Source organism: Catenulispora rubra (genome assembly GCF_015356825.1).
Classification (GTDB): domain Bacteria; phylum Actinomycetota; class Actinomycetes; order Streptomycetales; family Catenulisporaceae; genus Catenulispora; species Catenulispora rubra.
The window spans coordinates 47,897-63,560 of sequence record NZ_JAACYW010000012.1; the positions used below are offsets into that span (position 1 = coordinate 47,897).

The following is a 15,664-nucleotide window of genomic DNA, read 5'->3' on the forward strand; positions in this document are numbered from 1 at the left end:
CTCGCCGTGCTCACGGACCGGGGCGAACGTCCGTGGGCCGACGTCGCGGACCTCATCGCTGCGAAGAAGCCGGACTCATACGACACCGCTGTCCAACTGCTCATCGATCTCGCGGAGATCAGTCGCCGCCGCGGTCGATCCGCGCAGTTCGCCGAGAGGCTCGCGGAGCTGCGCTCGACTCATCAGCGCAAACCGAGTCTCATCGCACGGCTGGACGCCGCCAACCTGCCGTGACCTCGCGGCGAATTGTGGTCTGACCTGACCGAACGATGCAGTAGGCGACTAGTGTGCTTAGGGCATCAGGTGGCACCAATGGCACGCGGCATACCCGATGGAGATGAGCAGCGGGACGTATACGCGGGCTGGACGCAACGCGATTCGGGCGCGTCCCCTCGGGCGACTGTCGGGGAGATCTGAGGTCCGACAATTCTGGGATATTCAGCCCGCCCACAACCCGTGTTTGTCCGAACCGGGGTAGATGACAGCCCTCAAAGCTGCCTGGCGTCCCCACCGGCGGCCGGCCAACGATCACGACGATCGTTCAGAGGCACGGGGTCCGAACGAACGCCGTGGATCCGCACGAACGATTCGGCTCGATCGGTGAGCCCTTCAGGCACCTGGCGGATGTTGCGATCTATCAGCCCACTCCAATCTTGTCGCGCCCAGCCGGCGTGATCAGTAGTCGTCGGTCTTCACGAAAGCGAAAAGTCAGTGAACCACGGCTGCCGAAAACTCGCGCGAAGTGCTGCGTCGCCCCTCAGCCCGGCTGTCCGTGAGACCCCGCCTCAAGGCTCGCGCGCAGCCTGGCCAGGATCTCCGCGAGCCGCGTCAGGTCGTCGTCGGAGAGGGAGGCTGTCAGCGCCGCGAGTTCGTTCTCGACGACGGGGCGGGCTGCGGCCAGTGTCTTCTCGCCCTCGGGGGTGAGGCGGAGGACGGATGAGCGGCGGTCTTGGGGGTGGGGTTCGCGGGTGCACCAGCCGGCGGCTACCAGGCGGTCCACTGCCTTGCTGACGGCGCCTACGGTGATCGCCACCTCGTTGACGATGTCGAGGACGCGGCAGGCGGGGATGCGGTGGATGATCTCCAGGAACTCGAATTGGCCGAGGCCGGTGCCCTGCTCGGTGCGGAGGCGGGCGGTGGCGGCGTTGTAGAGGCGGGTCTCGACGCGGACTAGGTCGGTGAAGATGGGTGTGACGCGGCTCACGGTGGCTCCGATAGATTCCTTGGAATCATCTTCCTTGGAATGTGGTTAACTGGATGTAGATGGATTCCCGAGAATCCATCTTGGCAGACCGAGTGCGGCGGCCGCAGCGGCCGTCCGCCATCGTCCAAGGAGGCCCGATCATGTCCCGACAGCAGCGTGAAGCCATCGACGCCCTGCTCCGCTCCGCCCCGCGCCCCGAGACGCCGCCGAGCGTCGAGGAGCAGCGCAGCGGCTTCGCGGCGGCCATCGCCCGGCAGGCGCCGGAGGACGTCGCCACCCGCCGCACGGTGCTCGGCGGGCGCCCGGCGCTGGAGCTGACGCCGAAGGGCGCCGCCGACCACGGGCACCTGCTCTACCTGCACGGCGGCGGCTACGTCATCGGCTCGCCGGACACGCACGCCGGCCTGGTCGGCGAGCTGGCGCGCCGGGCCGGGCTCCGCGCCACGTCCCTCGACTACCGTCTGGCGCCGGAGAACCCCTTCCCCGCGGCCGTCGAGGACGGGCTCGCGGCCTACCGCGAGCTGCTGGCGACCGGTGTTGACGCGCGCGGGCTCGTCGTGGCCGGTGACTCCGCCGGCAGCGGCCTGGCCATCGCCACGCTCCTCGCGGCCCGCGACGCCGGGCTGCCGTTGCCCGCCGCCACAGCCGCGTTCTCGCCGTGGGTCGACCTGACGCTGAGCGGCGCCAGCATGCGCAGCAAGCACGGCGCCGACCCCATCTTCATCGAGGCCGACATCCGCGCCTACGCAGACCTCTACATCGGCGCGGGAGACCGCACGCAGCCCCTGGCCAGCCCGCTGTTCGCGGACCTGACCGGCCTCCCGCCGCTGCTCATCCAGGTCGGAACGAACGAGCTCCTGCTCGACGACGCGGTCCGCCTGGCCGGTCGCGCGGGCACCGCCAACGTGGAGGTCACGCTGGAGATCGGCAGCGACCTGCCGCACGTCTACCAGCTCCACTACGGCCGGCTCGACGAAGCAGACGCCGCCCTCGACAGCGCCGCCCGGTTCTTCACGACGCGGATCAGCGCCGCGTTCGCGGACGCCGACGCCGACACGGACGCCGACGCCGACGCCGACGCGAACGGCTTCGAACCGGCGGCTCGGTGACGTGACGACGACGACACGCGCCGTCGAGCAGAAGCAGCAGACTAGCTTTCTGGACACTCGTCCATCTATTCTGGACACCAGTCTAGAAAGGTGGACCCGTGCAGACGACAGCGAACATCCTCACCGGCCTGGTCGCAGCCCTCCACGCCTACATCCTGATCCTGGAGATGTTCCTGTGGCAGAAGAAGCCGGGCCGTGAACTCTCCGGCTTCGACCCCGACATGGCCCGCGCCACCGCCCCGCTGGCCGCAAATCAGGGCCTGTACAACGGATTCCTGGCCGCGGGCCTGGTGTGGGGCCTCATCGCAGGCGCCCCGACCGCCTTCTCCGTGAAGGTGTTCTTCCTGAGCTGCGTAGTGATCGCGGGCCTCTACGGAGCGGCCACGGCGAACCGCCGCATCCTCGTGGCCCAGGCACTGCCCGGAGCCCTGGCGCTGGCGGCAGTACTGTTGGCTCGGTGAGCGGTGTCCAAGATCCCCGCGCCGCACGGACCCGGGAGCGACTGCGTGCGGCGCTCTTCGAAGCCTGCGCCGAGCAGCCGCTGAGCGACGTCAGCGTCGCCGACGTCGTCCACCGCGCACACGTCGGCCGAGCCACGTTCTACCTGCACTACCAGGGGCTGGAAGACCTCGCCGTCGACGCGTGCGCGGACATCGTCCGAGAAGCGGTCGACGCACTGCACGCCTGGCGCGGAATCCCGGATCCTGAATCCCCGCCACCGGCCCTGGAGGAGTTCTTCACCGGACTGGACCAGCACCACACGGTCTACACCGCGCTCCTCACCCCGGGAGGCGGCGGCCCGCTCGGCATGGTCCTGCACCGGGATCTCAGGGAACGAAGTCGCGCGGAACGCGAACTGGCGGGAGCACCCGAAGCGGAACTGGTCGCGGCAGCGGTGGCCGGCACGTTCACGGGAGTGCTGGCCGACTGGCTGCACGGACTCGTACCCGGCACGGCGACCGAGGTGGCGGCTCGAGTCTGGCGTCTGCTCATCGCGCTGCACCGCACGCGGCTCAGCTGAAGCCGGGCGACGGCTCAGCTGTAACTTGAGCAACGGGGACGCCATCGGGCAGCGAAGCAGGCACACTTCAGCCCGCATGGCCAACAACGCAGAACCCACAACCCCGGTCAGCCGCCGCCGATCAACGCCAGCCGCAACAGCGTCCGCGACCGCCCGCTGTGCCGCCGCGAGCACCTTGGCGACTTCCGCAAGCCGATCGGCATGCGTCTCGCACCGACCACCGCCGGTCGGCACCTTGCACGGCCTCGCCGGGCACGCCGATGCCGGCTGTCCCAAGCGATCGCGGCACCCGCGCTGAGCAGCAGCACACTGATCATCGCCAGCTCCGGCAGTGCTGAGGACACGCCGACACGAGTAATGCGCGCTACGCCGATCATGGGATTGACCTCAGTGGATGCTCGACGTTTGGGGTAATTCCGTCTAGCCTCCCGGCACCAGAACCGCCCGTCCGCCGACGCGTCCATCAGCCACCGCAGCCATCGCCTCCGCCGCCGCCTCCAACGAGAACGTCTCCGTGCTCAGCGTGACGCGTCCGGCGGCGGCCAGGGCCATCAGCTCGCCGAGTTCCGCGTGCGTGCCGATCTGGTTGCCGAGGATGGTCAACTCCCTGTTGATCATGTCCAGGTGCTCGATGCGCGCGCCGCCGCCGTAGCCGACGATCGAGTAGACGGCGCCCTTGGCCAGCATGCGCAGTGCCTGCTGCGGGACGTCGCCCTCGCCGACCAGATCGAGCACCGCCTGGGCACCGCGGCCGGCGGTCAGGTCGAGGACCGCGTCGGCGGCGGCTTCGGCGGGGAGCGCGATGACGTCGTCGGCTCCCAGCTCGCGGGCAGTCTGAGCGCGCGCCTCGTCCGGCTCCACGACGACCACGCGGGCCGGCGTCAGGATCTTCAGCAGCTGCACCGCGATCTGCCCCACACCGCCGGAGCCGAGACAGACCACGGTCGCGCCGACACCCGCGAACGGCGTCAGCCGCTGCACCGCGTGCATCGCCGTCAGCCCCGCGTCGGCGAACGGCGCCAGGCGGGCCGGCGACGCCTCCGGCGCCAGCTTCACCAACGCCCGCGCCGAGGTGCGCATCAGCTCCGCGTAGCCGCCGGGCCAGCCGTCGACGCCGGGGAAGCGCCACGTCGCGCAGTGCATGTCGGCGCCGCGGCGGCAGGCGTCGCAGAACCCGCAGGTGACCGCCGGGTGCACGATCACCGGATCGCCGACCGCCAGGTGCGACACCCCGCCGCCGACGGCCTCGACCCAGCCCGCGTTCTCGTGCCCCAGCGTCAGCGGCAACCGCTGCGAGAACGCCGCTTCCAGGCCGCCCTCGACGATGTGCAGGTCGGTCCGGCAGATCCCCGCGCCCGCGATGCGGACCACCACGTCCTGCGGTCCCTCGACCACCGGCTCCGGCACGTCCACGACCTCGACCGGCCGCCCGAATCCGACCACTTGTGCCGCGCGCATCCCCTCATCCTTCCCGCACCAGGTGCACCATCGTGCTGACCGGGTCCCCGCCGCCGAGCGCCATCGGCAGTCCCCGGCTCAGCAACACCGCGCCGTGGTGCACGATGCCGCTCCCCACGTCGCGATACCGCCCGCCGGCGTCGACGCCGCGTAGCACCACCGGCCGCTCCATCTGCGCGAACCGCCGCTCCCGCCGATAGACGAACACCACCGCCTCCGAACGGTCTGCGGCCACGTATTCGGCCCCGCTCAGGTCTCCGGAAGCGTTGCCGTGCGTGTACCGCACGCCGTGCTGCACGACGGGACGGATCCGCTTGTAGGCGGCCACCATCTCGCGCGCCGTCACCAGTTCCTCCTCGCTCCACTCCGCGAGGTCGCCGCCGATCCCCAGCACGCCGGACATCGCCACGTGGAACCGGAACTCCAGCGGCATCCGCCGGCCGGTGTGCGGGTTCGGCGAGTCGGTCACCCACGCCGACATCACCCGCGCCGGGTACACCTGCGCGAAGCCCTCCTGGATCGCCAGCCGGTCCAGCGCGTCGGTGTTGTCCGACGTCCAGACCTGGTCGACGCGCGCCAGCATCCCGGCGTCGAGACGTCCTCCGCCGCCGCTGCACGACTCGATCCGGAGTGACGGATGACCGGCGCGCAGCTTGTCCAGCAAGGCGTACAGGTTCTCGACGTACCTGCGCCAGACGAGATCGCCGCCGCCGTTACCGGCCTCCGGCCACCCCACCTCCGTGAACGGCCGGTTCATGTCCCACTTCAGGAACCCGATGTCGTTCTCGGCGACCAGCCGGTCCAGCCATTCGTGGACCCACTCGGCCACGTCCGGCCGGGCCAGGTTCAGCACCAGCTGGTTCCGGTGCTCACTGCGTTGCCGAAAGGGCTGGTGCAGCACCCAGTCGGGATGCTCGCGATACAGATCAGAGTCCGGATTCACCATCTCCGGCTCGACCCACAGCCCGAAGTCCATCCCCAGCTCACGGACGCCCTTGACCAGCGGCGCGAGGCCGTCGGGGAAGCGGTCCGGGTTGGGCCACCAGTCCCCCAGGCCGGTCCGGTCGGAGGTGCGGGAGCCGAACCAGCCGTCGTCCATGACGAACAGCTCGACGCCGATCCCCGCCGCCTGCCGGGCGAGCGCCAGTTGTCCTTCTAGGGAGACGTCGAATCCCGTCGCCTCCCACGAGTTGTAGACGACCGGCCGCAGTTCCTCCGCGTGCGGCAGCACATGGTCCAGCACGTACGCGTGCCAGGCCTGCGAGGCCGCGTCGAAGCCGCCATCGGTCCAGATGCCCGCGCTGACCGGAGTCGTCAGCACCTCGCCAGGCGCCAGCGGCCACACCGCGCCGTCGGGCCCGAAGCCCGCCGCGACGACGGTCCGGTCGGCGGACGTGCGCTCGACCGTGATCTGCCAGCTCCCGCTCCACGCCAGCGCGCATCCGAAGACCTGGCCGTGCGTCGCGCCGGCGGTGCCGTCGTCGACCATGACCCACGGGTTCGCATGGTGGCCGGTGATGCCGCGACGGCTGGTCAGCAGCGTTTCGCCGAACGGTGGCGACGACCGATGCAGCCGGGTTTCGGCGGCCCACCGCCCGCGCACCTGGCTCAGCCGGTAGTCGGCCAGCGGCGGCAGCGTCCACGACGCGGAGTCCGCTCGCAGGATACTGATGATCTCCTCACCAGCCGATCCCGTGTGCCGCAGGACCAACCGCCGTTCGATCACCGGGCTACCGCTGCGAACCCGGTACCGGCTTTCCACAGCCAGTGGATAGTGGCGGTCGGCGAAGCTCAGGACGAGCTCGGCCGTGTCCTCGGTATCAGAGTTCTCAATGAGTGCTGAGACGAACTCCAACTCCAGTTCCCGTGTCCCGTCCGCAAAACGCACTGCCAGCTGCGCGTGACCGAACTGGAACGCCGCGCCGACCGCCAGTTCCAGCGGTCCCTCGACGTCCTCCTCGAAAGGCCAGGCGCCGCCGTGCCCGACGGCCCCGAACCCGGGCGCCGCAGCGCCGGCAGTCACCGGCACCGAGACCCCGACCAGCGCCGCGGCCTGCTCCAACCCCAGCTCGCGTCCCCAATGCGCCGACAGCAGCCGGTCGCGGGCGTCCAACCGCAGCACCGCGCACGACCGGCCGGCGGTCACCACCCAGGCCCTAGCCCCTGAAATCGACCTAGCTCCTGAAATCGACACAGCCCCGGGAATCGACCGAATGAGCGTCATGAATCCCTTTCAGCCCTTGACCGCGCCGCCGGTCAGGCCCTTGACGAAGTGCTTCTGCAACAGGAAGTAGAAGACGACCACCGGCAGGGCCGCCAGGAACATCAGGCCGAACAGCTGGCCGTAGTTGGACTGGTGCTCGCCGAGGGCCCGGTACACGCCGACGGTGACCGTGGTCCCGCCGACCGGCCCGAGGATGATCAGCGGATCCAGGAAGTCGTTCCAGATCCACACCCCGAGGAAGATCAGCACGCTCGCCGTCGCCGGCCGCAGCAGCGGGAAGACGACCGTCCAGAACGTGCGCCAGCGTCCGGCGCCGTCCAGCGCGGCGGCCTCCTCCAGCTCGATCGGGATCGAGCGGATGAAGCCGGCGAACACGAACACGCCGAACGGGATGTAGTACCCGACGTTGAACGCGACCATCCCGGTCAGTGTCGACATCAGGTGGGTCAGCCGCAGGATCCGCACCACCGGGACCAGGATCACCTGCGGCGGGACCATCAGACCGGCCAGCAGCACCAGCAGTGTCACGCGGGCGAACCGGCTGCGGGTGCGGGCCAGGTAGTGGCCGAGCGTCGCCGACAGCAGGGCCAGCACGACGATCGAGACCGTCGTGATCTCGGCGCTGTTGATCAGGCCGTCCCAGTAGAGGTTGTCCGGCCGGTCCAGCGCCGCCTTCAGGTTGTCCAGGGTCGGCGGCCACGGCACCGACGCCGGGGAGCCGGTGATGTGGCCGCCGGGCTTGAACACGTTCACCACGACCAGGTACAGCGGGACCGCGAAGACCGCCGTGACGACCAGCGCGACCAGCGGCCGCACCCACGGCGCGCGGGACTCGTCGCGGCGGGCGGCCCCGGCGGCTCGGGCCTGGACTACCCGGGCCAGATGGCCAAAGAGCTCCCCTCCGCCGTACTGGGCTCCTACGACCTGATCGGCTTCGACGAACGCGGCGTCGGCAACAGCACACCGGTGAGCTGCGACCTCCCCACCGCCGACCGCGCCGCCGAGCTCAACTACCCCTTCCCGGCCCCCGACGGCTCGATCACCGCCAACCTCGCCTTCGCCCACACCGTCGCCGACGACTGCGCGGCGGCCGGCGGCCCCTACCTGGCGGACATCAGCACCGCCGACTCCGCACGCGACCTGGACCGCATCCGCGCCGCCCTGGGCGAGCACAAGATCTCCTACCTCGGCAACTCCTACGGCACGTACCTCGGCCAGGTCTACGCGAGTCTGTTCCCCACGCACGCCGACCACGTGGTCCTGGACAGCACGGTGGCCCCCGGCGGCGTCCGCGAGGGCATCAGCCTGTTCAGCCAGGGCGCGGCCCAGACCTTCCCGGCACTGGCCGCCTACCTGGCCGCCCGCGACGCCACCCTGCACCTCGGCGCCACCCCCGCCGCCGTCCGCGCCACCTATTTCCGCCTGACGGCCGACCTCGACAAGTCCCCGCTGACGCTCCCCGACGGCCTGGTCTTCGACGGCAACAGCCTGCGCGCCCTGACGTACTCCTCGCTGACCAACCCGAGCTACTACCCGCTGGCGGCTCACGCCTGGCAGCTGGCCGCGACCCGGGCCACCGCCGTCCCGGGCGGCCAGTCCAGCCAACCCAGTCAGTCCAGCCCCGGCCTGCCTTTGGTGATCCCGGACAACTTCATCGCCGCCCAAGACGCCGTGATCTGCGGCGACTCAGCTTGGCCCAGCGACCCGTCCTACTACGCGTCCCGCACGGCCGCCGACCGCCAGCGCTACCCGCTCACCAACGGCATGTCGGGCAACGTCTGGCCCTGCGCGTTCTGGCACTACCGCCCGACCGAGCCGCCGGTCCGCCCCAACCCGGACGGCCCGCGCGACGTGCTGATGCTGCAGAACCTCCACGACCCCGACACCGCGTACGCGGGCGCCCGCCAGACCCTGCTCGCCTTCGGGCACCGGGCCGCCATGGTCACCCTCGACGCGTCCGGGCACGGCGTGGACTTCACGGATCCGCGCGTCACCGGACCGCTCACCGCGTTCCTGCTCACGGACCGCCTGCCCGACTGACGCATCGCGATCAGCTCACGCATCCCCGCCGCCTGTCGGCCGCGCGCGCCTCCCGTTGCGCGCGACCGACAGGTCTTCCACTTCCAAGCAAGGCCGAGCCCAAGCACGGCCGATCCCCAGCAAGGCCGACCCGCCGCCCCACCGATCCAGCGCAGCCTCAGCCCGCCATCATGGCCTGGAACTCGGCCAGGCTCAGTGTCCCGTCGTTGTCGGTGTCACCGGTGCTGATCCGCTCGGCGGCGTCCTCGACGGTGACGTCCTCGCCGAGCTCGGCGAGCGCGTCCTTGAGTTCCTCAGCCGTGATCAGGCCGTCGCCGTCCAGATCGAACAACTGGAACACCTTCTCCACGTCCTCCGGTGCTTTCCCATGCTGTCCCACAGGCCTGCCTCCCATGATCGTTCCCAGGTCGATGTCCGGACACGATATCGCGTGACCTCAACTACAACGCATCACGCAGCGCCCGGGCACGCGGATCTGCGAACTCCCCCAGCAACGTCACCGCCTCTTCACGCGCACTTTGCGCCTTATCCACCTGCCCCGTCTGTTCCAGCGCGCCGGCAAGATGGCGCAGGACCACGGCCTGCTCGAAACCATTGAGCAGATGCGGCGAGCCGGCCGTGATCGCCGTCCGATGAAAGTCGACGGCCTCCTCGGAACGCCCCAGGGCCAGCAGCGCCTGGCCCACAGCGTCGATGGCGATCACTTCGCGCAAACGGTCCCCGAGGTCCCGTGCCAGAGCCGCCGATCGTGAGTTCTCTTCCAGAGCCTGCTCAAAGCGACCCGCCGCGAGTTCCTGATCGGCATGTTCACGCAGGATGGCGTACGTCAGCGTCTGAAAGACGATCCCGGACTCCATGATCTCGCTCGCGGCAGCCAGATGTGCCCCGGCCTGGACGAGATCGCCCGCCTCGCGGCTGGTCCGCGCCAACGCGAGATACGGATCGATGAGCGTGTACGCGTCAGCATCCGCCGCGCGGTAGTGCTCCAAGGCCTTCTCGGCATGCTCGACGGCGAGCTGAGGCAGTCCCATCCCGTCATAGACGGTCGCGAGGTTGTCGTGGGCCACGCCGTACCAAGCGAGGTCGCCGTGTTGCTCGGCCAGGGCGAGTGTCTTCTCGAACATGGCGATGGCCGAATCCAGATGACGGCGGCGCAAGTGGCACAAGCCCAGGGCGTTCGCCGTGCGCAGGACCCCGCTCCAGTCCCCGACCGACGAATACAGCGCAAGCGCCTCGTCGTAGCTCGCTTCGGCCCGCTCCAGATCCCGCGCAGCCCGGTACGCGGCGCCGAGGCTGTGCAGGAGCGCGGCCTGCCCGGTCACGTCACCGTCGGCGCGGGCCGCCTCCAGACCCTGACGCGCCGTCTGCGACCAGTCGTTCAGCACGCCGTACGCGTCGTGCAGAGGAAACAGGATGGCCGGCAACTGCCAAGCGAGCGTCAAGAACCCCGCGTCGGCAGCGCTTTGTACGGCCGTGGCCAGGTTGGCCCGCTCAGAGGCATACCAACTCATGGCCTCCGCCGGGGACTCGAACGTAGGTATCTGGAGATACGGATCCGGCGGCTCCAAGACGACTGACGGAACCAGGGACTGGGTCGCGGCGACAGCGGCATACGCGGTGTGCAGGTACCACTCGATCGCACGCTTCAACGCCGCGGCCCGGTCCTCCGGGCTTTCGTCGCTGGCGACCTGACTCAAGGCATAGGCGCGCAACAAATCATGGAACTGATAGCGGTCGGGGCCGGTCTGCTCCAGCAGGTGTGCACCGACCAGCAAGTCGACGAGCCCCCTGGCCCGACGCTCGTCATCGCCGACCAGCGCCACGGCCACTCCGGACCCGAACTCCGGACCGGGATGCAGGCCCAGACGCCGAAACGCCTTGGCCGCCGGCGCCGGCAGCGCGCGGTACGACCAGGCGAACACCGATCGCACCGCGTCGGCGTCGACGTTGTCCTCCACCGACAGCGCGCTCCACAACGACGACTCGCTGCGCAGATCCGCGATCAGAGCGCGCAACGGCATCATGGGCCTGACAGCGGCACGTTCGGCCACGATGCGCAGCGCCAGCGGAAGCCGCGCGCACAGGTCGACCAGCTCGGCCACCTGCTCGGGCGGGTCGGGCTCGCGGTAGGTGGTCGTGGCGGCGACGAAGAGGGCGACCGCCTCGTCCCGGTCCAGGAGGCCGAGGGTGATGCGGTGCGCGCCTTCGCGTGCGGTCAGGCCGGAGAGCCTGCCCCGCGTGGTGACCAGGACCAGGCACTCCGCGCCGCCGGGCAGCAGCGGACGGACCTGGCCGGCCGTGACGGCGTTGTCCAGGACGATCAGGATCCTGCGGTCGGCCAGCAGCGTGCGGTAGAGCTCGGCGCGCTCCTCCAGGTCGGCTGGAATCGACGCGGGCGGAACGCCCAGCGCGTGCAGGAAGCGTTCGAGCGCTGCGGACGGAGCCAGCGGCGCTCCCGGGTCGTAGCCGCGCAGGTTCACGAACAGCTGCCCGTCGGGGAACTTCTCGCGGACGTCGTGCGCGAAGCCGACCGCCAGCGACGTCTTGCCGACCCCGGCGGTGCCGGCGATGAGGAGCATGCCCTTCGCCCCGGACCCGCCCAGCGCCCAGCCCCGCAGGAGTCCGAACTCCCGCTCGCGGCCTACGAACACTGACACCGCGGCGGGCAGTTGGCGCGGACGCGGCACGACGCCGCCGGCCTCGGCCGGGTGGATGTGGATGCCGCCGGTGATGTCGCGCGCCTGCACCACGTCCCGGGCCGTGCCCGAAAGCCAGGAGGACACCCCGTCGGCACCCGGATCGCTCGGTCCTCCGTGCGCCACGGATCCCCCCTCCTGCGCCCGCCGAGCTGCGACGGGCCCCCTCTTGCAGGATAATCAGAGTTCTACGATCCGCCAGTGGGGATTTCGGCCGCGTGCGACCCCGCCGGGGAAATCCCCGAGGCGGGGCCGCGTCGCCTACCGCAAGCCGGAGGCCTGCCTAGCAGGGCATCTCGAACTCGTGGTTGAACACCCCGAGCTCGAAGGCCTCCCACTCGGCCCGGTCGAACACCAGCTCCGGCCCGCCGGACACCCGGCTGTTCCGGACCCGCGCCTCCGCCGCGCCGTCCTGCCCGACGACGAACTGCACCTCGACGCAGTTGGCCGTGCTGTTACTGAAACTGGACTTGATCCAGCCCTGACACTGTGGACCCATGGCCCGCTTCCTCCCGTGAGAACCCCGCGCCCCCGGAGCCGATCCCCGGCCCGGCGCTGCTGCCGCAGACCTCCGTCTTTGGTGGCCCCGAACGTGGCCTGCACAGGAGGATTTCCACGCGAGGTTGCAGATCTGCTTGCCGAAGTCCTTGACGACTGACTTGCAGAACTCAGCAGTTCGCCGAGAGCGGCGCAAGCAGGGTGGCAGGGCCGGGATTATTGCCCATATGTGAGATGAAAACGTCCGGAATGACCATAGCTGCGGTGCTGGAGTGCCGCGCCAGAGTGGTGACCGCACGCACGGCCGTGTTCGGTGCACCCGTCGCGATGGCCGCGAGGGAGGCGGCCGCGAGGACGGTCCGTCGGAAGGATGCAAATTGCACTGTTGCTCCGATCTTCTTTGATCGCTTTGACCATGAACAAGATCTTGATCAGAACCTGAACAAGTCGGCGAAAGAAACCTTTCCCGACTCAGACAGGGCACAAGGTGCGGTCTTGGCACCGATCCACCCATGTCAGCGCCGATGCAGTGCGACGATCGGTCGATACATGGCCCTCAGTGTTCCGACACAGTGCACCGTACAGGGTGCAAAGCGGCACAGCACCGACAATCACCGAATTCGCGTCGGCCGCATCGCCACCTCCGACGCGCCTCGGCGCGCCACCGGCGGACGGCACCGAACGCGCTCCGACCCGTCTCACCGATCGAGTGAGAAACCGTTGTCCGACTTTGGGTGATCCTGTAGCTTTCTTCCGTGACAGAGCACTGAGATATGCGGGGTGTTCTCGATGGGGCTGCGGGTCAACACGGCGGCGCAACGCCGTTCACACGCGATCCAGTCACAACTCATGGCCGCCAGGCAGGCGGCGGGGCTGTCGCGCGACGCACTGGGCACCGTCCTGAGCGTTTCGAGCCGGACCCTGCAGGACTGGGAGAAGTGCTACGACTCGCCCAGCCTGGCCCATCTGTTGAAATGGGCCCGCGAGCTGGGATTCCGCATAGGGCTGGTGGACCGGCTGGCCGGCGCGGAGCCCGCCGCCCCGGCGCCGGATGACGACGCGCCCTGGGAATTGCGGGAAATGCGCCGAATAGCGCCGCCGCTGAAGTCACGCCGGATGGCGCGCAAGATCTCGCAGACGGACCTGGGGCTGATCGTCGGGGTCAGCCGGTCGTCGTTGCAGCGCTGGGAGGACGGCGAGCAGCTGCCGCGGATGATCGCGCTGATCGTGTGGGCCGATCGCCTGGACCTCGTGGTCGAGCTGCATCCGCTGGCCGACGGGGCCTGAGGCGGCACGCCGGCGCCTGCACGGGTTGACCGCCCGCGCCGACGGCCGTCCGAGGCATATCGCCGGCATACCGAAAACCGGATACATGCCGGCAACGCCACGTCTCCTTGACTGAATGCGTGGCTACCTCCGAACAAGCGCGAAAAGCGTTACGCTGTAACCGATCCACGATCGCCGCCTCCTTCGGAGTGCTCGGCGCGGTACTGATCGGGGTATCCGGTTGTGGCTCGCCGACAGCCGACGGCACGCAGGGCAGGCCGCGTTCCTCGCCGCCTTCCTTCTTCTCCGGCGCCCCAAGCGGTTCCGCGTCCGCGTCCGGTCGCCAAAGCGCGCCCGATCACGCCGACGCCCAAGCGCTCCCGAGCACGGTCTGGCCCGCGCACGGCCAGGCCGCGTTCATCGAGTCCGGCCAGTCGCAGATCCAGGTCGGCCCGAACCAGCGCGCCGCGCCGATCGCCAGCGTCACCAAGGTGATGACGGCCTACCTCGTCCTCCGTGACCACCCCCTGCAGGCCGGCCAGGACGGTCCGACGCTCACGCTCTCCGCGTCCGACGTCGCAGACACCGCGCACCGGCGCGCGCTGGGGCAGTCGATCGTGTCGATAGCCGCCGGCGAACAGCTGACCGAACGGCAAGCGCTACAAGCGCTGTTGCTCCCGTCGGCGAACAACATCGCCGCGGTGCTGGCCAAATGGGACGCCGGCTCAACAGACCAGTTCGTCTCCCAGATGAACGCCGCCGCGCAGTCGCTCGGCATGAACGACACCCGCTACACCGACCCCAGCGGCTTCGAGCAGAGCACGGTCTCGACCGCGGCCGACCAGGTACGCGTCGTCCAGCAGGCGATGACCCTGCCGGTGTTCGCGAGCATCGTCTCCATGCCGAGCACGACACTGCCGGTCGCCGGGACCGTGGCCAACACCGACACGCTGCTCGGCCACGACGGGTTCGTCGGCGTGAAGACCGGATCGGACAACGCCGCCGGCGGCTGCTTCGCGTTCCGGGCCGTCCGCACGATCGGCGGCAAGCAGACGACGATCACCGGAGTCGTGCTGGGCCAGCCCGGCGCCGACCAGGTCGCGGCCGGGCTCATGGGGGCGAAGGCCATGGTCGACCGCATCGCCGGTCAGTAGCAGTCGAGTGAGTGGTGGCCCGTAGCGCTCAGACGTGTGCACTGTCCAGCAGCAGCTGCTCAGTGGCCTGCCACAACCGCCGCTCCCGCTCCCGATCCTGAGCAATCGGCTTCACTTCGGTCACCTTGTCCCGCACCACGAACGCACCGTCACGCAGCTGCTCCCACTTCGCATCCAGCGCCACCGAAGCCAAAGCCACCCCAGAACGCTTAGGCGTAGCAACCCCGGGCAGACGCCCGAGCCCACGTCCCATCGCCTGCGCCGCCGCCGGCATCCCCCGGCTCAGGTCGGTGCCGGGCATCCAGCCGGGCTCGAACACGACCACGTTGACAGCTGGCGCCACCTGACGCTGGAGTTCGTGGGCGTAGTAAAGGATCGCGAGTTTGGTGTTGGAGTAGGCGACACCGCCGGCCTTGAAACTCGGCTTCGTCTCGGCAGTCGCGGGACGCGCGATCTCCACCGGATCGCGCCAGTCCGCCGCGGGCACTCCCATCAGGCGCCGATAGATGTTGGCGTGATACGTGTTCGAACCGAGCATCACGACGCGCGCCGGCGCGCTGAGAACATCGCGCAGGTCGGCGATGAGCTGCGCATGCGCGAGATACCCGACCGCGAAGGTGAGCTCGTAGCCGTCGGCGGAGGTCTGCCGGGTGTCGGCCGACATGGCGCCGGCGTTGGCGATCAGCGCACGCAGCGGCCGAACGGCTCCGCTCGCCAGCAACTGGCGCGCAGCAGCGGCTGCTTTCCGCACCTCAGCGAGCCGCGATAGGTCGCAGCCGATGGTGTGTACGGTCGCACCGCGATTGCGCGCCGCTTGTGCGACGTCCTCAAGGGCCTTTCCAGGCCGGCCCACCAGGAGCAGGTCCGGGCGGTCGCCGTCGGGGCGGGAGGCCAGGGACAGGGCTGTGGCGCGGCCCAGGCCCCGGGTCGGGCCGGTGATGAGGACGGTTCCGGGTTCCGTGGCGGTCATGTCGTTACCTCTTGCTGCTTCGGG

The 15,664-nt window shown here is 69.7% G+C and carries 16 protein-coding genes; 7 read left to right on the forward strand and 9 right to left on the reverse strand.

Going from position 1 to position 15,664, the window contains the following annotated elements:
* Nucleotides 1-6 precede the first annotated feature (6 nt).
* Nucleotides 7-234: a hypothetical protein gene (locus GWK61_RS05960; protein WP_194905814.1), complete on the forward strand. Its 228-nt coding sequence runs from the start codon at nucleotides 7-9 to the stop codon at nucleotides 232-234.
* Nucleotides 235-291: 57 nt separating this feature from the next.
* On the opposite strand, the gene GWK61_RS60600 is transcribed toward GWK61_RS05960, so the two are convergent.
* Together GWK61_RS60600 and GWK61_RS05970 are read right to left on the reverse strand one after the other, a co-directional pair.
* Complete coding sequence (locus tag GWK61_RS60600; protein ID WP_369125554.1) at nucleotides 292-372, reverse strand: DUF255 domain-containing protein; 81 nt, start codon at nucleotides 370-372, stop codon at nucleotides 292-294.
* A gap of 385 nt (nucleotides 373-757) precedes the next feature.
* Nucleotides 758-1,204: a MarR family winged helix-turn-helix transcriptional regulator gene (locus tag GWK61_RS05970; protein ID WP_194905816.1), complete on the reverse strand. Its 447-nt coding sequence runs from the start codon at nucleotides 1,202-1,204 to the stop codon at nucleotides 758-760.
* Between the two features lie 140 nt (nucleotides 1,205-1,344).
* Here GWK61_RS05970 and GWK61_RS05975 point away from each other — a divergent pair, with 140 nt between their 5' ends.
* From GWK61_RS05975 to GWK61_RS05985, 3 genes are all read left to right on the forward strand, one after another.
* A complete protein-coding gene (locus tag GWK61_RS05975) occupies nucleotides 1,345-2,313 on the forward strand; it encodes an alpha/beta hydrolase (RefSeq protein WP_194905818.1) in 969 nt (322 codons plus the stop codon).
* A gap of 98 nt (nucleotides 2,314-2,411) precedes the next feature.
* A complete protein-coding gene (locus tag GWK61_RS05980; RefSeq protein ID WP_194905819.1) occupies nucleotides 2,412-2,774 on the forward strand; it encodes a DUF1304 domain-containing protein in 363 nt (120 codons plus the stop codon).
* Nucleotides 2,771-3,334 (forward strand): TetR/AcrR family transcriptional regulator, encoded by a 564-nt coding sequence (locus GWK61_RS05985; RefSeq protein ID WP_194905821.1) that lies wholly within the window; start codon nucleotides 2,771-2,773, stop codon nucleotides 3,332-3,334. The genes GWK61_RS05980 and GWK61_RS05985 overlap by 4 nt, the downstream gene beginning before the upstream one ends.
* Nucleotides 3,335-3,754: 420 nt before the next feature.
* On the opposite strand, the gene GWK61_RS05990 is transcribed toward GWK61_RS05985, so the two are convergent.
* From GWK61_RS05990 to GWK61_RS06000, 3 genes are all read right to left on the reverse strand, one after another.
* Complete coding sequence (locus GWK61_RS05990; protein WP_194905823.1) at nucleotides 3,755-4,792, reverse strand: alcohol dehydrogenase catalytic domain-containing protein; 1,038 nt, start codon at nucleotides 4,790-4,792, stop codon at nucleotides 3,755-3,757.
* A 4-nt stretch (nucleotides 4,793-4,796) separates the two neighbouring features.
* Nucleotides 4,797-6,938 carry an alpha-galactosidase gene (locus GWK61_RS05995; protein ID WP_323747423.1) on the reverse strand — a complete coding sequence of 714 codons (2,142 nt, stop codon included), beginning with the start codon at nucleotides 6,936-6,938 and terminating at the stop codon, nucleotides 4,797-4,799.
* Between the two features lie 87 nt (nucleotides 6,939-7,025).
* Nucleotides 7,026-7,832 carry a carbohydrate ABC transporter permease gene (locus GWK61_RS06000; RefSeq protein ID WP_323747424.1) on the reverse strand — a complete coding sequence of 269 codons (807 nt, stop codon included), beginning with the start codon at nucleotides 7,830-7,832 and terminating at the stop codon, nucleotides 7,026-7,028.
* A 66-nt stretch (nucleotides 7,833-7,898) separates the two neighbouring features.
* On the opposite strand from GWK61_RS06000, the gene GWK61_RS59315 reads away from it, so the two are divergent.
* Nucleotides 7,899-9,056: an alpha/beta fold hydrolase gene (locus tag GWK61_RS59315; protein ID WP_438939753.1), complete on the forward strand. Its 1,158-nt coding sequence runs from the start codon at nucleotides 7,899-7,901 to the stop codon at nucleotides 9,054-9,056.
* A gap of 157 nt (nucleotides 9,057-9,213) precedes the next feature.
* Here GWK61_RS59315 and GWK61_RS06010 read toward each other — a convergent pair whose 3' ends face one another.
* The 3 genes from GWK61_RS06010 to GWK61_RS06020 form a co-directional block, all read right to left on the reverse strand.
* The gene (locus GWK61_RS06010) at nucleotides 9,214-9,435 is read right to left on the reverse strand and encodes an EF-hand domain-containing protein (RefSeq protein WP_323747425.1); all 222 of its coding nucleotides are present in this window, start codon (nucleotides 9,433-9,435) and stop codon (nucleotides 9,214-9,216) included.
* Between the two features lie 61 nt (nucleotides 9,436-9,496).
* Entirely contained in the window at nucleotides 9,497-11,878 is a 2,382-nt protein-coding gene (locus GWK61_RS06015; protein ID WP_194905832.1) for an ATP-binding protein, read from the reverse strand.
* Nucleotides 11,879-12,035: 157 nt separating this feature from the next.
* Nucleotides 12,036-12,251 carry a DUF397 domain-containing protein gene (locus tag GWK61_RS06020; RefSeq protein ID WP_194905834.1) on the reverse strand — a complete coding sequence of 72 codons (216 nt, stop codon included), beginning with the start codon at nucleotides 12,249-12,251 and terminating at the stop codon, nucleotides 12,036-12,038.
* A gap of 788 nt (nucleotides 12,252-13,039) precedes the next feature.
* Here GWK61_RS06020 and GWK61_RS06025 point away from each other — a divergent pair.
* Both GWK61_RS06025 and GWK61_RS06030 read left to right on the forward strand, forming a co-directional pair.
* Nucleotides 13,040-13,537, forward strand: coding sequence for a helix-turn-helix transcriptional regulator (locus GWK61_RS06025; protein ID WP_194905836.1), 498 nt, complete (start codon nucleotides 13,040-13,042; stop codon nucleotides 13,535-13,537).
* Between the two features lie 188 nt (nucleotides 13,538-13,725).
* Nucleotides 13,726-14,670, forward strand: coding sequence for a D-alanyl-D-alanine carboxypeptidase family protein (locus tag GWK61_RS06030; RefSeq protein WP_194905838.1), 945 nt, complete (start codon nucleotides 13,726-13,728; stop codon nucleotides 14,668-14,670).
* A 28-nt stretch (nucleotides 14,671-14,698) separates the two neighbouring features.
* On the opposite strand, the gene GWK61_RS06035 is transcribed toward GWK61_RS06030, so the two are convergent.
* Nucleotides 14,699-15,640 (reverse strand): SDR family NAD(P)-dependent oxidoreductase, encoded by a 942-nt coding sequence (locus tag GWK61_RS06035; RefSeq protein WP_194905840.1) that lies wholly within the window; start codon nucleotides 15,638-15,640, stop codon nucleotides 14,699-14,701.
* Nucleotides 15,641-15,664 lie beyond the last annotated feature (24 nt).

What these genes read in the sequence shown, in the direction of transcription:
- GWK61_RS06035 (WP_194905840.1), bottom strand. Translation starts at nt 15,640, where the DNA reads ATGACCGCCACGGAACCCGGAACCGTCCTCATCACCGGCCCGACCCGG.
- GWK61_RS06025 (WP_194905836.1), top strand. Translation starts at nt 13,040, where the DNA reads ATGGGGCTGCGGGTCAACACGGCGGCGCAACGCCGTTCACACGCGATC.
- GWK61_RS06020 (WP_194905834.1), bottom strand. Translation starts at nt 12,251, where the DNA reads ATGGGTCCACAGTGTCAGGGCTGGATCAAGTCCAGTTTCAGTAACAGC.
- GWK61_RS59315 (WP_438939753.1), top strand. Translation starts at nt 7,899, where the DNA reads ATGGCCAAAGAGCTCCCCTCCGCCGTACTGGGCTCCTACGACCTGATC.
- GWK61_RS05990 (WP_194905823.1), bottom strand. Translation starts at nt 4,792, where the DNA reads ATGCGCGCGGCACAAGTGGTCGGATTCGGGCGGCCGGTCGAGGTCGTG.
- GWK61_RS05975 (WP_194905818.1), top strand. Translation starts at nt 1,345, where the DNA reads ATGTCCCGACAGCAGCGTGAAGCCATCGACGCCCTGCTCCGCTCCGCC.